Origin of the sequence: Sorangium sp. So ce836 (assembly GCF_028553905.1) — a bacterium.
GTDB classification, from domain to species: Bacteria; Myxococcota_A; Polyangia; order Polyangiales; family Polyangiaceae; genus Sorangium; species Sorangium cellulosum_D.
The window spans coordinates 6,657,149-6,672,628 of record NZ_CP102233.1; the positions used below are offsets into that span (position 1 = coordinate 6,657,149).

Genomic DNA, 15,480 nt, shown 5'->3' on the forward strand with positions numbered 1-15,480 from the left:
CTCCGCCGCTGGGGCGCCGCATCAGAGTCCGCCGATGGATCGCGGCGGGAGCCCGATCTGGGTATCGACGGTCACGTCCTCCAGCGCCTCGAGCGCTCCGTTCGCCGTCACCTTCCAGCGCCGGAGCTTGTTCCTCTCCGCGTCGCTCAGCAGGCAGACATCGCCGCAACCAGGCGAGCAGCGCACGCCGCCGAAGACGAAGGGCTGGCTCGCCTCGCCGAGCAACGTCACGTCGCCCGTGCCGACGGTCACGGAGAAGACGCTGTCGCCGGCGGACGCGTTGCCCCCGTAGGTCTTCGCGAGGAGGACGTCCTCGGACGCGAAGGCGAGCGAGGGCTGGATCCCGGCGTCGAGCTCCCTGGCCACGCCGAGCCGCTCGATCTCCCTGGGAGGGGTGGAGCGCGCGTCGTAGATCACGATGTCGCTCGTCGCCGGATCGAACTTCATCGCATCCGCGTCGAAGCGGCTCGAGCAGGCGACGGCCAGCCGCTCGCCCGAGGGCGACACGGCGACACGTCCGCAGCCGTGGAGCCCCTCGATGTCCACCGTCCACGCGACGGCGTTCTCCGCCGGCGAGACGCCCACGAAGCGCCCTTCACCCTCGTCCGAGAAGTCGGCTGCGAGCCGGCCGAGCGACACGACCACGTCGTCGCCGACGCGCGTCATCCCCGACGGACGCGGCAGGAGACCCTCTCGCTCCTCCGGAAGGGCGATGCGCCCCTCGATGGCGTGCTTCTTCGTGTCGAGGATGAGGAGATCGCCGCCCTCGTCGAAGGGCTCGCCGCCGGGGGTCGGGTTGCTCCCGAAGCGCGAGACGAACGCGCGATCCTCGCCCACCTCGATGTAGTCGTGAGGGTTCGACTCGAACCCTTGTCCGACCGGGAGCTGCGCGATGACCTCGGCGGTCTCGAGATCCATCCAGGTGATCACGTTCGTTCCATACCGGTCGATCAGGACGACGTGGCCGGACGGCGGCGCCGCGGCCGGCACGTCCACGTCGCCCGACAGCGCGAGGCTGAGCCCCGGCTTTGTTGCGCCGCTCGACACGAACGAGGGCGAGAGCGTGGTCCCGTCGAGCTTCGCGATCGCGATGTTCGTCGACTGGTAATCGCTCGTCACGACCACGACGCCGCGCTCGCACGCGCCCGGCGTGTCCGGCTCGCTCCCGCCGCCGCCTCGAACACCGCCCGTCGACGGCGGCGGCGGATCCACGTTGCAGCCGAGGAGCGGGATCGAGAGCGCGAGGCAATAACGACGGATGTTCACCATGTCGACTCCAGTGTGAAAAACGCGCTCCGTCCCGGGAGCGGATACCCGACGATGTCCGTGCGCCGCGCGTCCAGGAGATCCGCGACGCGCGCTCGCGTCGCGAGGTGACCTCCGAACCACGTCGCCTCCGCCTCGAGGTCGACGGTCGCCTGCTCCGCGATCACGCCGAGGCCGGCGGGGTCGGCGTACCGGCTCGACTGGTACACGGCCCGGAGCTCGCCGGAGGCGCCCGAGAGCACGCCGCGGTCCGGAGGCGTCCACGCGGCGCGGAGGCGCGGCGCGACGACGAGGCGAGCGCGGAACGGAAGGACGTCGTTGGTGGTCGTCCGCTCCGGGGTCGTGTCCCGCGGATCGAGGAGCGTCGCCGCGATCTCGGCGCGGAGGAACGAGGTGACCTCGACCCCGGTCAGGAGCTCCGCGCCGAACACGCGGGCGCGCCCGACGTTGTACGGGGCCACGTAGCCCTGGCCGGCGCGCGCGTACGCGATGAGCCCGGAGGTCGCGCGCCCGAACACGAACGCGTCGAGGTAGGCGCCGCGCAGCACCGCGCCGGGCCGCGTCTGCGCCCGGAGGCCGACTTCGGCCGTGACGCCGGCCTCCGGCTCGAGCTCGGCGTTGCCGTGGACGACGCCGGAGATGCCGTACACCTCGCCGAGCGTCGGGACGCGGAGGTAGCGGCCCACGGTCGCGAGGACCCGGAGTCGATCGCTCCCTACCTCCACGCCGGCGCGTCCGGTCGGCGCGAGCGCGTCGCAAGGGCGCTCCGGGTCCACGCCGGTGGCGTGGCACTCCCCGCTCGCGAGGACGTGCAGCGCGAGCCCTTCGCCGAGGCGCAGCTCCGCGCTGACGGCGCCGCGCGCGAACGAGCGCCGCGCGCGCGCGAGCGGGATGTCGTCCGGCGCGCGCGAGATCCCCTCCCGCGCGACGGAGAGCATGGGCCGCACCCTCAGGCGGTCGGAGAGATGGAGCGTCGCGCCCAGCGTCTGCTCCAGGCGGCGGCCGGCGAGGCGGAGCTCGCGCGTGAAGAGCGCGAGCTCGAGGAGGGGGTCGTGGAACTCGGATCGCGCCTCGATGAACGAGGTGCGCGCCTCGAGCGTGTGCTGCGCCTCGTCGCCGAACGGAACCCGCGCCACGACGGACGCGAGCGCGCGCCGGAATGCCCCGCGCGCCTCCCGTGACGGCAAGAGCGCGAGCCGCGGCACGCCCTGCTCGCGGCCCGTGCCGTTCGCGATCACGTCCACGGTCGCGCCGTGGCCGAGATCGACGCGCGCGAGCGCCCAGGCGTCGATCGTGCGCGTGTCGGCGTTCTGCCGGCGCTGGACGGTGTCGTCGCTCGCGTCGAAGAGCGTCCCGCGATCGTCGACGAACGTGTAGCGGTTCGCCGCGGCCTCCGCGCTCACCCCGAGGATCGAGCTCACCGGGCCCGCGCTGACGCCGGCGAACGCCCACCCGCGCCTCGCGCCGAACGAGCCTGCCGTGGCGCCCACGCTGGCCGTGGTCCGGGACGGCCGTCGAGGCTCGAAGAAGATCGCGCCGCCAGGCCCGAGGCGGTCGGCCTCGATCGGAGCGTTGCCGCGGTAGATCTCGACGCGCTCGACGAGCCACAGGGGCACGAGCGAGAGATCCGCGGTCCCGGCGACGTCGTCGTTCAGGCGGACGCCGGCGAGGTACACCGGCGTCTGCGCGGCCGTCGCGCCTCGGATCGCGGCGGTCGCCGGTCCGCCGAAGCCGCCGGACTCGGTGACCTGGACGCCCGGCTGCGTGCGGAGCACGTCCGCGGCCTCGATCCCCGCGCCGGCCAGGCGGTCGCGGCCCAGCACGGACCCGGCGACGGACCTGTCCTTTGGCGGGGCGGGCGCGCGCACGCGATCCCCTTCGACGCGCACCTCCAGCGTGGCTGCGGCGGCGGCCGCGCGACCGCCCCCCTGCTCGGCCCCTGCCCCGCGCAGCTCTTCCGCGATGGCTGCCGGCGCCACGGCGCTGCCGGCGGCGAGCACGAGCCAGAACCCCGCGCCGTCGCTCCGCCGGCGGCGCCTCACACGCTCAAGAGATTGAACCATTCACGCCCGCCTGCCCGCGTCGACCCAGCACTGCTCGGGTGAGCTGAAAGCCGAATCGGAGGGACTGCGGGACGGGCTGCGGCACCGCGCGTGAGCGAGGTGGTCCAGAGCCTGCGCGCCTTCCCCTCGAAGGCTCAGGTCAGCGCGCGCCGGATCGCCGGCGCACGCACCTTCGGCAGGTCTTCGGACTCACGGGCGCTGCGGCCGTCGCCGGACGCTCTCCTACTGATCACCGCTTCCCAGGCCGCTCAAGCGCGGCCCAGTGCTCGATGGTGATGGTCGTTCCCGTTCACCGCTGCGGGGGCAGCCCCGGATTCTCACCGGGTTCCCTTTTCAGCTCGCCGGGCGATGGCCTGGCGAGCACCGATGGCGCGGCGACTCGTTTCACACCTCGCGTGGAATGTCAACGCGAGAAGCGCTGGCCCGGCGCGGCTCATTCCCACGGCTCGCTCGCTGGCCCCCTTCGGTGGCCAGCGCAGGAAACCTTGACAGTTCGTATTGAACATGTCATGGGTTAGTTGAAACTGATTTTCCTTATCAGGTTTCTGTAGCGGCCAGCGACTTCACGTCCAGAGCCCGATGAACCGAGCCCACGCGGCTCTCGAAGCCCATCGGAGCTGGATGTGACGACGTGCCCATTTCGACGTTCGCGCCGACGCCGCGCCTCGACGCCCTCGCGGGCGGAGCGCGTGCCCCGGCGCTTCGCGCTCGCCCCGGAGGCGCGGCGGCCGAGCCCTTGCCGGCGCGCCCCGATGCGGCGTCGCGCTGCACGTCCGTCCCGTGAGACCCGCGGCGCGCCGGGTCCCGAGCGCGCGGCCCGCGGCGGCGCGGCGGCGATCGCGCGCTCCCGCGTCAGCGCCGGAAGCGCCGCCGCCGCCGCGCGGTGACATCGCCGCGCTCCGGCCCGAGCGCCGCGCCGCGGGCGCCCCGCGATTCCACACCTTTCAAGGAGTGTTCGATGAATTCCATATCGATGCCGGCTGCCGTCGCCCATCCCTCGTTGAACGCCGGGCAGATCCTCAAGCAATACACCCCCGAGTCGGCGTTCTTCTTCGCGTCGCCGACACGCACGCTCCTCGCGCAGGGCGTGCACGACATGATCCTCGAGACGATCGGCACCGACCGCGGCGAGCGCCTCTCGGACCGCATCACCCGGGTGCTCGCGGCGCAGGGGCGGGCCGGCCACGGCGTCCCCATGGCGGTCGGCGCGGTGCCGTTCAACAGCACCTCGCCCGCGCACCTCATCGTGCCGAAGGCGATCCAGAGCGCCGGGCCGCTGAGCGCCGCGGCCGACGCGCTCAGACCCCAGCCGCCGGCTTCGCTCCAGACGCTGCGGAAGGTCCCCGAGCCCCGCGATTACGTGCGCGGCGTCGAGCTGGCCGTGGGCCTGATGCGGAACGAGGCGCTCAGCAAGGTGGTCCTCTCCAGGATGCTGGAGATGACGTTGCGAGAGGCGGTCGACCTCCGCGCCGTCCTGCAGCGCCTCTCGCAGCAGAACCGGAGCGGCTACACCTTCGCCGCCAACCTCTCCGATCCGATCGCGGGCCTGTCCGGCTCGGAGCGCGGCCCGAGCTCGCGGCCGCGGACGCTGATCGGCGCGAGCCCCGAGCTGCTCCTGTCCCGCTCCGGGCTCCGGGTGGTCGCCAACCCGCTGGCCGGCTCCGCGATCCGCAGCCCGGATCCGGACGAGGACCGGCGGCGCGCCATCGCCCTGCTCGCGTCCGAGAAGGACCGGCACGAGCACGCGATCGTGGTCGAGGCCGTCGCCGCCGCGCTCCGGCCGTTCTGCCGGCACCTGAGCGTCCCCGAGGAGCCGTCGCTCACGCAGACGGCGAACCTGTGGCACCTGTCCAGCCGGCTCACGGGCGAGCTCCGCGATCGCTCGATCTCCTCGATGAGGCTCGCGGCCGCGCTGCACCCGACCCCCGCGGTGTGCGGATACCCCACCGAGCGCGCCCGCGCGGCCATCGAGGCGCTCGAGCCCTTCGATCGCGGGTTCTTCACGGGCCTCGTGGGCTGGTGCGACGCCGCCGGAGATGGCGAGTGGGCCGTCGTCATCCGCTGCGCCGACGTCGCCGGGCGGGCGCTCCGGCTCTACGCCGGGGCCGGGATCGTCGTCGGCTCCGAAGGCCAGCGCGAGCTCGACGAGACGTCCGCCAAGCTCCGCACGATGCTGAACGCGCTCGGCCTCGACCAGGCGCCGGAGATCGGGTGATGCCCGCGGAGGAAAGCCGACAGGCCCTCTTCGGCTGGACCCCTTGGCCGCCCGAGGTCGCCGAGCTCTACCGGCGCGAAGGCTACTGGCGCGGCGAGACGTTCGGGGACCTGCTCCGCGAGCGGGCCGCGCAGCACCCGCATCGGATCGCCCTCGTCGGCGACGACCGCCGGCTGAGCTACGGTGAGCTCGATCGGCGCGCCGACCGCCTCGCCGCCGGCCTCCTGCGCCTCGGGATCCGGCCGCGGGATCGCGTGGTGGTCCAGCTCCCGAACATCGTGGAGTTCTTCGAGGTGTGCTTTGCGCTTTTCCGCCTCGGCGCCCTCCCCGTCCTGGCCCTGCCCGCCCACCGGCGCGCCGAGATCACGTATTTCTGCGAGCACACGGAGGCGGTCGCCTACGTCATCGCCGACCGGGACGGCGGGTTCGATTACCGCGAGCTGGCCAGTCAGATCCGGCGGGACGTGAAGACCTTGAGGCACGTCCTCGTGGCCGGCCAGCCGGGCGAGCACACCGCGCTCGAGAGCGTGGACGCCGAGCCCGTGGAGCTGCCGAGCCCCGCGGCCGGCGACGTGGCCTTCTTCCAGCTGTCCGGCGGGAGCACCGGAGTGCCCAAGCTGATCCCGCGGACGCACGACGATTATCTCTACAGCGTGCGCGCCAGCGCGGAGATCTGCGCGCTCGACGCGGGCAGCGTGTACCTGGCCGCCCTGCCCGTCGCGCACAACTTCACCCTGAGCTCGCCGGGGAGCCTCGGCGCGCTCTCCGCCGGCGGTCGCGTGGTGCTCAGCCGCCGTCCCAGCCCGGACGAGGCGTTCCCGTGGATCGAGCGGGAGAAGGTCACGATCACCGCGCTCGTGCCGCCGCTCGCCGCGCTGTGGCTGGAGTCGGCCCGGACGGCGCGGCACGACCTGTCGAGCTTGAAGGTGCTCCAGGTGGGCGGCGCCAAGCTCTCCGCGGTGGTGGCGCGCCGGGTGCGACCGACGCTGGGCTGCGCCCTGCAACAGGTGTTCGGGATGGCCGAAGGGCTGGTCAACTACACCCGCCTCGACGATCCCGAGGAGATTGCGAGCGAGACCCAGGGCCGGCCCATCTCGCCCCACGACGAGGTCCGCGTCGTCGACGACGAGGACCGCGACGTCGAGGACGGGCAGGTCGGTCACCTGCTCACGCGCGGGCCCTACACGATCCGCGGCTATTACAGGGCCGACGCGCACAACGCGAAAGCGTTCACGCGCGACGGCTTCTACCGCACGGGCGATCTCGTGCGCCGCACGCCGTCGGGCTACCTGGTCGTCGAGGGCCGCGAAAAGGACCAGATCAACCGCGGCGGCGAGAAGATCGCGGCCGCGGAGGTCGAGAACCACGTCCTCGCCCACCCGGCGGTGCGCGACGCGGCGCTCGTGGCCATGCCGGACGAGCGGCTCGGCGAGCGGTCGTGCGCGTTCCTCGTGCCCCGCGGGCAGCCGCCGGCCGCGCGCGAGATAAGCGCCTTCCTGCGCGAGCGCGGCGTCGCTCCGTACAAGGTCCCCGATCGCGTCGAGTGGCTCGACGCGCTCCCGACGACGAGCGTCGGCAAGGTGGACAAGAAGGCGCTCCGCAAGTGGATCGCCGATCGGCTCGCGCGGGGCGCCGAGCGCTGAAGCGCGGCGCGGGCCGGGGCGGCAGGGCGAGGGCGCCTCGCGCGAGCCGCCGAGATGAAACGCTGTGACCACGTGAGAGAGGAACAACCATGGCCATCCCCAGCATCCAGACCTATTCCATGCCGCGCGTCGACGAGCTCCCGGAGAGCCGGGTGCCCTGGCGGCCGGATCCGAGGCGCGCGGTCCTCTTGATCCACGACATGCAGGACTACTTTCTCGGCTACTACGACGCCAAGGCGTCGCCGGTCGTCGAGCTCTACGCCAACACCCGCCTGCTGCGCGAGCGGTGCGCGGCGAGCGGGATCCCGGTCGTCTACACGAAGCAGCCCGCCGAGCAGTCGAGGGCGCAGCGCGGCCTGCTGCTCGATCTCTGGGGGCCCGGGCTGACGCAGCACCCGGACAAGGAGGCGATCGTGAGCGATCTCGCGCCGGGGAGCGCCGATACGGTCCTCACGAAGTGGCGTTACAGCGCCTTCCAGCGCACCGAGCTCCTCGACCTGCTGCGCCGGTGGGGGCGCGATCAGCTGATCGTGTGCGGGATCTACGCCCATATCGGGTGCCTGATGACCGCGTGCGAGGCGTTCATGAACGACATCCAGCCGTTCTTCGTGACCGACGCGACCGCCGATTTCTCCCGGGCGCAGCACGAGATGGCCATCGCCTACGTGGCGCAGCGCTGCGGCGTCGCGCTGCCGACCAGCGCCGTCGTGGCGGCGCTCGCGCCCCGGGACGACGCGGGCGCCGCGCCGCGCGAGGCGGCAGGGCCGGTGTCGCTCGGGCGGGCGCAGGGCCGGGCGAGCTGGCTCGATCGCCTGCGCGGCGACGTCGCCGAGATCCTGGATCAGCCCGCCTCGGCGCTCTCGGATCGCGAGCACGTGCTCGACCTGGGGCTCGACTCCATCCGTCTCATGACCCTCGTCGAGCGATGGCGCGCCGCGGGGCTCGACGTCACGTTCGTGGAGCTCGGCGAGCTGCAAACGCTGGCGCAGTGGTGGGAGCTCCTGTCGACCCGGCTGCCGCGCGAGGCCCGGCAAGCCCACCGGCAGGGCGGCGAGGCGCTCAGCCAGGAGGCCGCCGGCTGACGCCCGCGTCACCGCGCGTCGACGAGCCCGGATTCACCATGAGCCACACCGCGACTCCCCCGCAAGGGGCGGCGGCGCGCACGCCGCCGCGTCTCCTCGAGGTGCTGCGCGCGACCTCGATCACGCCGCATCTGCGGCGGATCACCCTCGGCGGCGAGGCGCTCGCGGGGTTCCCCGCGGGCTCCGGCGGCGCGCACATCAAGGTGTTCCTCCCGCGGGACGGCCAGTCGGCGCCGGAGCTGCCCACGCTCGGTCCGGACGGCCCGGTCTGGCCTCCCGCGCCGCGGCGGCCGATCACGCGGACGTACTCGGTGCGCCGGTACGACGCGCGGGCGAGCGAGCTGGAGATCGACTTCGTGCTGCACGGGGACGACGGCCCCGCGTCGCGCTGGGCCCGCCGGGTCGAGCCGGGCGGCCGGATCGGCGTCGCCGGGCCCAGCGGCCCGGATCCGATGCTGGGGCCCGCCGACTGGTACCTCCTGGCCGGCGATCTCGCCGCGTTGCCGGCGATCGGCGCGCTGCTGGAGGCCCTGCCGGCCACGGCGCGCGGACACGCCTTCATCGCGGTCCCGGACGAGGCCGACGTGCAGCCGATCGCGCGTCCACCGGCCGTCGCGCTGACCTGGCTGCCGCTCGGCGGAAAGCACGCGCCCGGCCCCGCGCTGGAAGACGCCGTGCGCGCGCTCGAGTGGTCGCCGGGCCGGGCCTTCGCCTGGGTGGCCGGCGAGGCGTCGTCGGTCCGCGCGATCCGCGATCACCTGCGGAACGAGCGCGGCCTCGGGCGCGACGCGATGTACGCCGTCCCGTACTGGAAGGCCGATCGCGCCGAGGAGGCGTATCACGAGGAGCGCCACCGGTTCATGGACGAGCTCGACCCCACCTGACGGAGAGCGAGAGATGGAGATCGATTTCAAGCACAAGGTCGCGCTCGTCACGGGCGCCGCCCAGGGGATCGGCGAGGCCGTCGCGCGGGCGCTCGCGGCGCGCGGCGCGGCCGTGGCGGCGCTCGACGCGAACCGGGAGCGCCTCGACGCCGTGGTCGCCGATCTGACGGCGGGCGGCCACCGCGCCGCGGCGTTCCCGGTCGACGTGTCGGACGGCGAGGCCGTCGACAGGGTCGTGGACCGCGCCGAGCGGGAGCTCGGCCCCGTCGACATCCTGGTCAACGTGGCGGGCGTCCTGCGCGTCGGCCCGGTCCTGGAGCTGAGCGACGAGGACTGGGAGCGGACCTTCGCGGTCAACACCCGGGGTGTGTTCAACGTGAGCCGGGCCGTGGCGCGGCGCATGACGGGGCGCGCTTCGGGGGCGATCGTGACGGTCGGGTCCAACGCCGCGCGGACCCCGCGGGTGCACATGGCCGCTTATGCCGCCTCGAAGGCGGCCACGACCATGTTCACGAAGTGCCTCGGCCTGGAGCTCGCGAGATACAATATCCGGTGCAACGTCGTCTCCCCGGGCTCGACGGACACGCCGATGCAGCGCGCGCTCTGGACCGACGGGCGCGGGGCGCGCGCGGTCATCGCCGGCTCCCCCGAGGCGTTCAAGCTGGGGATCCCGCTGAGCCGGATCGCCGAGGCCGAGGACGTCGCCGCGGCGGTGCTGTTCCTCGCCTCGGATCAGGCGCGGCACATCACGATGCACGACCTCTGCGTCGACGGCGGCGCCACGCTCGGCGCCTGATCCGCTCGGCGCGCGCAGCCCGGCGGCCGGGGCGGCCGCCGGGCCTCGCCGCTCACGCCCCGCCCTTCTCGACCTTGCCGAATACGATATCCGACGCCGTGCCGCTCATCACCACGGCGGCCACGGCGATGGCGACCGCGACGGCGATCGCGCCGACGACCCGGGACGGCTTCATCTGCCACCACATCGCCAGGCCGGTCAGCGCCCAGAGGACCAGGGTGATCCCGGTGATGTCCGCGAACAACGCCCAGATCCACGTCATGCCGCCGTGCACCGGGAAATGGTGCGTCTTGTGGAGCATCCCGAGCAGCTCCACGAAGAGCGGCTGTCCGGCGGCGCCGTCGAGCCGCCCGTCGAGGCGGCCCGCGCCGAGGTCGTACGTGACGTTCCACAGGCGGCCGTCCGCGTCGCGCATGCGAAAGCGCAGCTCGGGGCTGACCTTCGGGTGCGCGCGCAGCGGCCCCGCGCCGTCGATGCCCAGCTTGGGCAGGAGATCCTTCACCTGCGCCTCCACGGCCGCCATCCGGTGCTCGGGCAGCTCGACCGTTGCGCCGGCGAACGGAGGATCGGGCGCCTTCGCGGGCTCGGGCGGGAACGTGGAGAGCGTCGCGGCTCCGTCGTCCAGGCGGATGAGCACCATGGTGCGCCCCCCGTCGCTGGTCGAGCCGATGAGCTCGGGCCAGCCCGAGAACGCGCCGGGGGTCGACGCGTCGAGCGTGTAGCGGGACGCCGAGCCGGCGTTGAGCTGCTCGACGACCTTGCGCGCCACGGCGTCGGGATCCCACGGCCTGAACGCGGTGAGCGCCGACACCTGCTCGGCCGAGATCGACCGCCGCTCGAAGTCGCGCCCGATCTGCGGGTGGTTGAACAGCACGCCGCTGATCCCGAACAGCAGGATCCAGGGAAACACGAGCAGCCCGAGGTACATGTGCGCGCGCCGCACGACCTTCATGGCGGCGCCGTACCGCTGCCGCGGGCGGCGGCCCTGCGGGGCGCGCGGCTCCCGCGCAGGGCCGTCGCTCGTCGCACCTTCGCGATCGGGCGCCAGCATCATCGCAGCTTCGCGGCCGAGAACACGACGCCGGGCGCCGTCAGGCTCACCTCGCCGGGGCCGTTCCCGCCGAGCTCGCGGAAGGTGGTGGAGTCCTGGCCGAGGAACTGGAGCACGAAGCTCTTGCCGCCGAGCGACACGCTCACGACGCTGCCGCTCGTGGGCTCGGCCTCGAGCAGCGTGGCCTCCGGCGCGTCGCCGAGGGTGACGCTGGCCCACCGCCACGCCGCGGCGCTCGCGAGCACCCGCGGGTGGGTGTCCTCCTTGATCGCGAACGCGCCCTCGTCGAGCACGCGCAGATACGCCTCGCCGCCGGAGCCGACGATCAGCGAGCCGGCCGCGTCGCCGTCGAACAGCGAGCCGAGCTCGACGTGGAAGTCGGGGTCGAACTTCCCGGCCTCGAGGTCGAACCGCACCATGCAAGGCGCCGCCGCGTTGTCCGGGTTGAGCCGGTGCACCGCGGCGCCGTACGCCTCGGTGGCCATGTAGATCTTGCCGTCGGGCCCCACCGCGCCGTCGCGCACGTAGCCGCAGCGATCGTCGGTGACCACGGTCGCCTCGTCCGTCGCCGTGTCCACGACGACGATCCCGGCCTGGCTCGGCACCTCGGGCCCGTTCCTCCAGCCGGCGAAGGAGATCACCGCGCCGTCCACGCGCAGGGGCGCCGCGGTGAACGTGAGCGTGGCGTCCCCGAGCACGAGCGCGTCGAGCGGGATGGCGCCGGTGACCGTCATCTCCTTCGGATTCCAGATCACCACCTGCGCGGTGGTCCCGTCGAAGAAATATGCCTTTGTCTCGGACACGAACTGGAACTGTCCCCCGTACTCGTCGAGCTTCGCGAGCCCCTGTCCCTGGAAGCTCACGGTGGCGCCCTTCTTCAGGCTGCCGTTCGCCCCGAGGTCATAACGGGTCACGGTCGGCCCGGCGTCGCTCGCCACGAACAGGGCGCCCCCGCCGTCGGGGCCCGCGCCGATGGCGCGCCCCAGGATCTCGATGCCGCTGTCGAGCGACAGCGGCTGATCGCTGTCGAGCGTGTCGGTCAGGAGGATGTAGCTCAGCGTGTCGGCCGCCTCGACGCCGAACACCTGCGTCGTGAGCGCGACGACATCCCCGGAGGCGCTGCCCGCGCCGCCCCCGTTGCCGCCGACACCCTCGCTCTCATCGTCGCCGCACGCGGCGAGGCAAGGCACGATCAGGGTGAACAGGAACGGCGTGAGCAGACGCAGAGAACGCGACATGGACAACTCTCCTTCTTTCGATCGATCACGTGGTCACAGGTCGAGGACGAGCTTGGCGTAAGCCGCTCGCCCGGGACGCTGTACACCGAAGAAATCAAAGGCTTTTTCGTCTGTGAGGTTGCGGACCTCGAGGCTGCCGCTCACCGAGCGTCCGCCGCGCTGCACCGCGTAGCCGAGCGTGAGCGCGTGCAGGAGCTGCGGCTCGACGGCGTGCTTCTCGTCCCCGGCGCTCTGCCAGCCGAGCAAGAACTCGCCGACGTAACGTGTGCTCCAGGTCAGCGACAGCGCGTCGTGCGGGTGGAACGGCTCGGGCCACGTGAGGCGCGCGGAGACGTCGGCGAACAGGTAAGGCTGGTTGAGCATGCGATCGCCCTTGAAGCGGGCGAGCGGGCCTGTGCCGGTCGTGTTGCGGAAGTCCTGCCAGGTGAGCTGGCCGTCGAGGGCCACGAACTCGCCCGGCGACGTCCACCCGACCGACGACTCGAAGCCCACGGACCGGGCCGACGGGAAGTTCTCGTACTTGGCGTAGCTGGCCTGTCCGCCCAGCCGGATGAGATCCTCGACGAAGCGGCCGAAGCCGTTCACGTCGAAGCGGAGCTCCCCGAAGCCGATCTCCGCGCGCTCCAGGGTCACGCCGGCGTTCACGTTGTGGCTCGCCTCCGGCGCGAGGTGCAGGCTGTCGGTGATGACGCCGCCGTCGCCGAACAGCTCCTCCGCGCTGGGCAGCCGGGTGGCCAGCTCGTACGAGGCCTTCGCGTAGAGCGCGTCCGTGAAGCGGAAGCGCAGGCTGTCGCCGATCCCGAGCCGGTGGCGCGTCAGGTCGAGATCGCGGAGGACGCCGTTCGGGAGCACCTCCTTGGTCCCGATCACCTGCGCATAGCCCTTGAGGAAGGCGATGTTCGCGAGCCGGCCTTCGAGCCCCTTCGCCTCGTACTCGACGCCTGCCACGCCGCCGAGCAACCCCCGCCGCGCGGTGAGCGGATCGTACCCCTCGCGGATCGCGCTGTTCTTCCCGGTGCGGGTCGCGTACGTCGGCGACACCCCGAAGCGCAGGAGGTGATCCGGCGCGGCGCGGTAGGCCAGGCTCACGGTGGCGAACGCCGAGTGCTGGAGGACGGCCTGATCGGCCGCGCGGCCCATCTCCCCGCGCTGCGGGAGCGTCGCCACGCAGCGACCTCGCCAGTCGTAACGGCACGTCGCGAGATCGCGGAAAACGGTGCGCGCGAGCGCATACCCCGCCACGGCGTCGAGCCGGAGCCCCTTCGAGAGCGGCTGCGCATACCGCACGTGACCGCCGCCGGACTGCCTGCCGTAGGTGACCTCGCCGTAGGGCACCGTCATGTACAGGTTGTGCTGCACGTCGCGGTCGTGCGCGGTGTAGAAGGCCCGCAGGAGCAGCCGATCGGCCCAGGGCCGCCGGAGCCACCCGCCCTCGATCGAGCCGCCGGCCGCGCGGTAGCGGTCGTGGAACCGGCGGACCTCGGCGCGCGAAAGGCGCCCGCTCGCGTCGACCACCTCGACGTCCCTCATCGGGTAGTCGTTCCGCGCGTGATCGGCGAAGGCGCTCGCGCGCGCGAACAGCCCGCTGGGCTCGTCGGCGTGGCGCGCGCTCAGGGTCATCCGGTACGTGCCGAAGGAGCCGACCTGGTAAGACGCCGAGCCGCCCGTCCCGCGGGTCTCGCGATCGGTCACGAGGTTCACCGCGCCGCCGAGCGCGTCCGCGCCGAAGCGCACGGGCACGACGCCGCGGTAGATCTCGACCCGCTCGACGAGGTTGACCGGGACGCTGGCGATCCCCGCCGAGTAGCCCGACAGCGCGAGCGGCACGCCGTCGAGGAAGAAGCGGATCTGGTCGCCGGTGAGTCCGTTCAGCGAGAAGCGGGCCGCGGAGCCGAGGCCGCCCCCGCGGCGCACGCTCACGCCCTCGGAGCGGGCGAGCACCTCGCCGAGATCCGCGGACTGCCGCCGCGCCAGCGCGGTCTCGACGACCTGCACGGCCTCCGCGGATCGGCGCAGCCGCTCGGCCTCCGAGGCGCCGCGCACGCTCACCTCGATCGGCGGGGCCGCGGCCACGGGCACGAGGCGCATCGTCGCCTCCGCCTCCCGCCCGGAGGCGGCGGGCGGCGATGCGATCGGCGCCGCCGCGGCGGGCGGCGCGGGCAGCCGGAAATCGTAGCGGTAGAGGATGCGCGCCGCGACGCTCCGGTCGCCTCGCCGGGCGGGCCGGAAGCGGAAGCGCTGCGCCGCCTCCTGCGCGGCCTCGTCGAACCCGTGACCTGCGGGCGACGCGACGTCCGCCTGCGTGACGCGCCCCGCCGCGTCGATCGTCAGCTTCAGGACGACGCTCGCCTCCGTGCCCGCCGCGCGCGCCTCCTCCGGATACGCGGCCTCCACGGCCTCGATGAGCTCGGGCGCGCGCACCTCGAGCGCCGCGCCGTCGCCGGGCGCCGCGCGCCCCGCCTCGCCCTCCGGCGCCGCGCCGCGCTCCTCGGCGCGCGCCTCCCCGCTCGGCGGCGCCTCGTCGCGCGGCCGCGCTTCCTGCGCGGAGGCGGCGCGCGCGCCGCAGAGCAGCAGGGCCAGGATCCAGAACGTCCCGCCGCCGCCCGCGGCGGTCCGCCTCCTGGTCGATCCGGCCCTCGCCCGCGGGGCCGCGATCGGCGCTCGCGTCTCGGCGCTGCTGCGAGCGTGCATGGGTCAGAGCTCGACCTCGGTCTCGGCCGTCGCCTCGTCCCCTGCCGGCGCGATCGGGATGACCACGACGCGCTTGCATCGCCGGCACTTCAGCTCGATGCCGCCGGCCACGTGCCGCGCGAGCATGCTGCCGCAGTCGCAGCGCACGGCGTCGGTCCCCCCATGGCCGGCGACGCCGCAGCGCTCGCACCGGCCGCCGGACGGAGCCTCCCGTTTCAGCGTCAGGTCGTTCATCCCTGGCCCTCTTTCCCGTCCACGGCGATCCCAGAAATGATAATGAAAGTGACTTTCAATTTATCGAGTCGAGCCTCTACCATGAAAATCGCCGGATAGTCAAGGAAAAATCGCTCGCAGCGGAAGCGGCGCCTGGAGCGCCTGGCTCGCCCACCGAGGGCGGCCCGCCTAGGCCGGCGCACGGCGAGCCCGCGAAACCCGGCCCATTCGCCGGCCCGAGCGAATCCGCTTGACGGGATCTACCCGATCCTCTAGCTAATTGAAAGCAGCTTTCACTTTCATATTCACGTCTTCAACCGGGTGCCGGTTCACCGCTC

General features: G+C 73.1%; 11 protein-coding genes and 1 riboswitch. Of the genes, 5 read left to right on the forward strand and 6 right to left on the reverse strand.

Going from position 1 to position 15,480, the window contains the following annotated elements; translation table 11 throughout:
- Positions 1–21 precede the first annotated feature (21 nt).
- The gene (locus tag NQZ70_RS24160) at positions 22–1,269 is read right to left on the reverse strand and encodes a YncE family protein (RefSeq protein ID WP_129576304.1); all 1,248 of its coding nucleotides are present in this window, start codon (positions 1,267–1,269) and stop codon (positions 22–24) included.
- Complete coding sequence (locus tag NQZ70_RS24165) at positions 1,263–3,329, reverse strand: TonB-dependent receptor (RefSeq protein WP_237245565.1); 2,067 nt, start codon at positions 3,327–3,329, stop codon at positions 1,263–1,265. The genes NQZ70_RS24160 and NQZ70_RS24165 overlap by 7 nt, the downstream gene beginning before the upstream one ends.
- A gap of 156 nt (positions 3,330–3,485) precedes the next feature.
- A riboswitch (cobalamin riboswitch) is annotated at positions 3,486–3,712 on the reverse strand.
- 575 nt (positions 3,713–4,287) lie between these two features.
- Here NQZ70_RS24165 and dhbC point away from each other — a divergent pair.
- The 5 genes from dhbC (at position 4,288) to NQZ70_RS24190 (ending at position 9,949) form a co-directional block, all read left to right on the forward strand.
- Positions 4,288–5,544: an isochorismate synthase DhbC gene (dhbC, locus tag NQZ70_RS24170; protein ID WP_129576305.1), complete on the forward strand. Its 1,257-nt coding sequence runs from the start codon at positions 4,288–4,290 to the stop codon at positions 5,542–5,544.
- Positions 5,544–7,187, forward strand: coding sequence for a (2,3-dihydroxybenzoyl)adenylate synthase (locus tag NQZ70_RS24175; protein ID WP_129576306.1), 1,644 nt, complete (start codon positions 5,544–5,546; stop codon positions 7,185–7,187). The genes dhbC and NQZ70_RS24175 overlap by 1 nt, the downstream gene beginning before the upstream one ends.
- An 89-nt stretch (positions 7,188–7,276) precedes the next feature.
- Positions 7,277–8,269, forward strand: coding sequence for an isochorismatase family protein (locus NQZ70_RS24180; protein WP_129576307.1), 993 nt, complete (start codon positions 7,277–7,279; stop codon positions 8,267–8,269).
- Positions 8,270–8,307: 38 nt separating this feature from the next.
- Complete coding sequence (locus tag NQZ70_RS24185) at positions 8,308–9,153, forward strand: siderophore-interacting protein (protein ID WP_129576308.1); 846 nt, start codon at positions 8,308–8,310, stop codon at positions 9,151–9,153.
- Positions 9,154–9,166: 13 nt separating this feature from the next.
- Positions 9,167–9,949: a 2,3-dihydro-2,3-dihydroxybenzoate dehydrogenase gene (locus tag NQZ70_RS24190; protein ID WP_129576309.1), complete on the forward strand. Its 783-nt coding sequence runs from the start codon at positions 9,167–9,169 to the stop codon at positions 9,947–9,949.
- A gap of 52 nt (positions 9,950–10,001) precedes the next feature.
- Here the strand turns inward: NQZ70_RS24190 and NQZ70_RS24195 are convergent, their stop codons facing one another.
- The 4 genes from NQZ70_RS24195 to NQZ70_RS24210 are packed head-to-tail and all read right to left on the reverse strand — an operon-like array spanning position 10,002 to position 15,163.
- Positions 10,002–11,003, reverse strand: a complete 1,002-nt coding sequence (locus NQZ70_RS24195) for a PepSY domain-containing protein (RefSeq protein WP_129576310.1) — start codon at positions 11,001–11,003, stop codon at positions 10,002–10,004.
- A complete protein-coding gene (locus NQZ70_RS24200) occupies positions 11,000–12,238 on the reverse strand; it encodes a hypothetical protein (RefSeq protein WP_129576311.1) in 1,239 nt (412 codons plus the stop codon). The genes NQZ70_RS24195 and NQZ70_RS24200 overlap by 4 nt, the downstream gene beginning before the upstream one ends.
- A 33-nt stretch (positions 12,239–12,271) precedes the next feature.
- Positions 12,272–14,929 (reverse strand): TonB-dependent siderophore myxochelin receptor MxcH, encoded by a 2,658-nt coding sequence (gene mxcH / locus NQZ70_RS24205; RefSeq protein WP_237245567.1) that lies wholly within the window; start codon positions 14,927–14,929, stop codon positions 12,272–12,274.
- Positions 14,930–14,932: 3 nt separating this feature from the next.
- Positions 14,933–15,163 carry a hypothetical protein gene (locus tag NQZ70_RS24210; protein WP_207218062.1) on the reverse strand — a complete coding sequence of 77 codons (231 nt, stop codon included), beginning with the start codon at positions 15,161–15,163 and terminating at the stop codon, positions 14,933–14,935.
- Positions 15,164–15,480 lie beyond the last annotated feature (317 nt).

Bases quoted from the DNA above. Each gene is read 5' to 3' on its own strand.
- NQZ70_RS24160 (WP_129576304.1), bottom strand. From the start codon at position 1,269: ATGGTGAACATCCGTCGTTATTGCCTCGCGCTCTCGATCCCGCTCCTC.
- NQZ70_RS24165 (WP_237245565.1), bottom strand. From the start codon at position 3,329: ATGGTTCAATCTCTTGAGCGTGTGAGGCGCCGCCGGCGGAGCGACGGC.
- dhbC (WP_129576305.1), top strand. From the start codon at position 4,288: ATGAATTCCATATCGATGCCGGCTGCCGTCGCCCATCCCTCGTTGAAC.
- NQZ70_RS24175 (WP_129576306.1), top strand. From the start codon at position 5,544: ATGCCCGCGGAGGAAAGCCGACAGGCCCTCTTCGGCTGGACCCCTTGG.
- NQZ70_RS24180 (WP_129576307.1), top strand. From the start codon at position 7,277: ATGGCCATCCCCAGCATCCAGACCTATTCCATGCCGCGCGTCGACGAG.
- NQZ70_RS24185 (WP_129576308.1), top strand. From the start codon at position 8,308: ATGAGCCACACCGCGACTCCCCCGCAAGGGGCGGCGGCGCGCACGCCG.
- NQZ70_RS24190 (WP_129576309.1), top strand. From the start codon at position 9,167: ATGGAGATCGATTTCAAGCACAAGGTCGCGCTCGTCACGGGCGCCGCC.
- NQZ70_RS24195 (WP_129576310.1), bottom strand. From the start codon at position 11,003: ATGATGCTGGCGCCCGATCGCGAAGGTGCGACGAGCGACGGCCCTGCG.
- NQZ70_RS24200 (WP_129576311.1), bottom strand. From the start codon at position 12,238: ATGTCGCGTTCTCTGCGTCTGCTCACGCCGTTCCTGTTCACCCTGATC.
- mxcH (WP_237245567.1), bottom strand. From the start codon at position 14,929: ATGCACGCTCGCAGCAGCGCCGAGACGCGAGCGCCGATCGCGGCCCCG.
- NQZ70_RS24210 (WP_207218062.1), bottom strand. From the start codon at position 15,163: ATGAACGACCTGACGCTGAAACGGGAGGCTCCGTCCGGCGGCCGGTGC.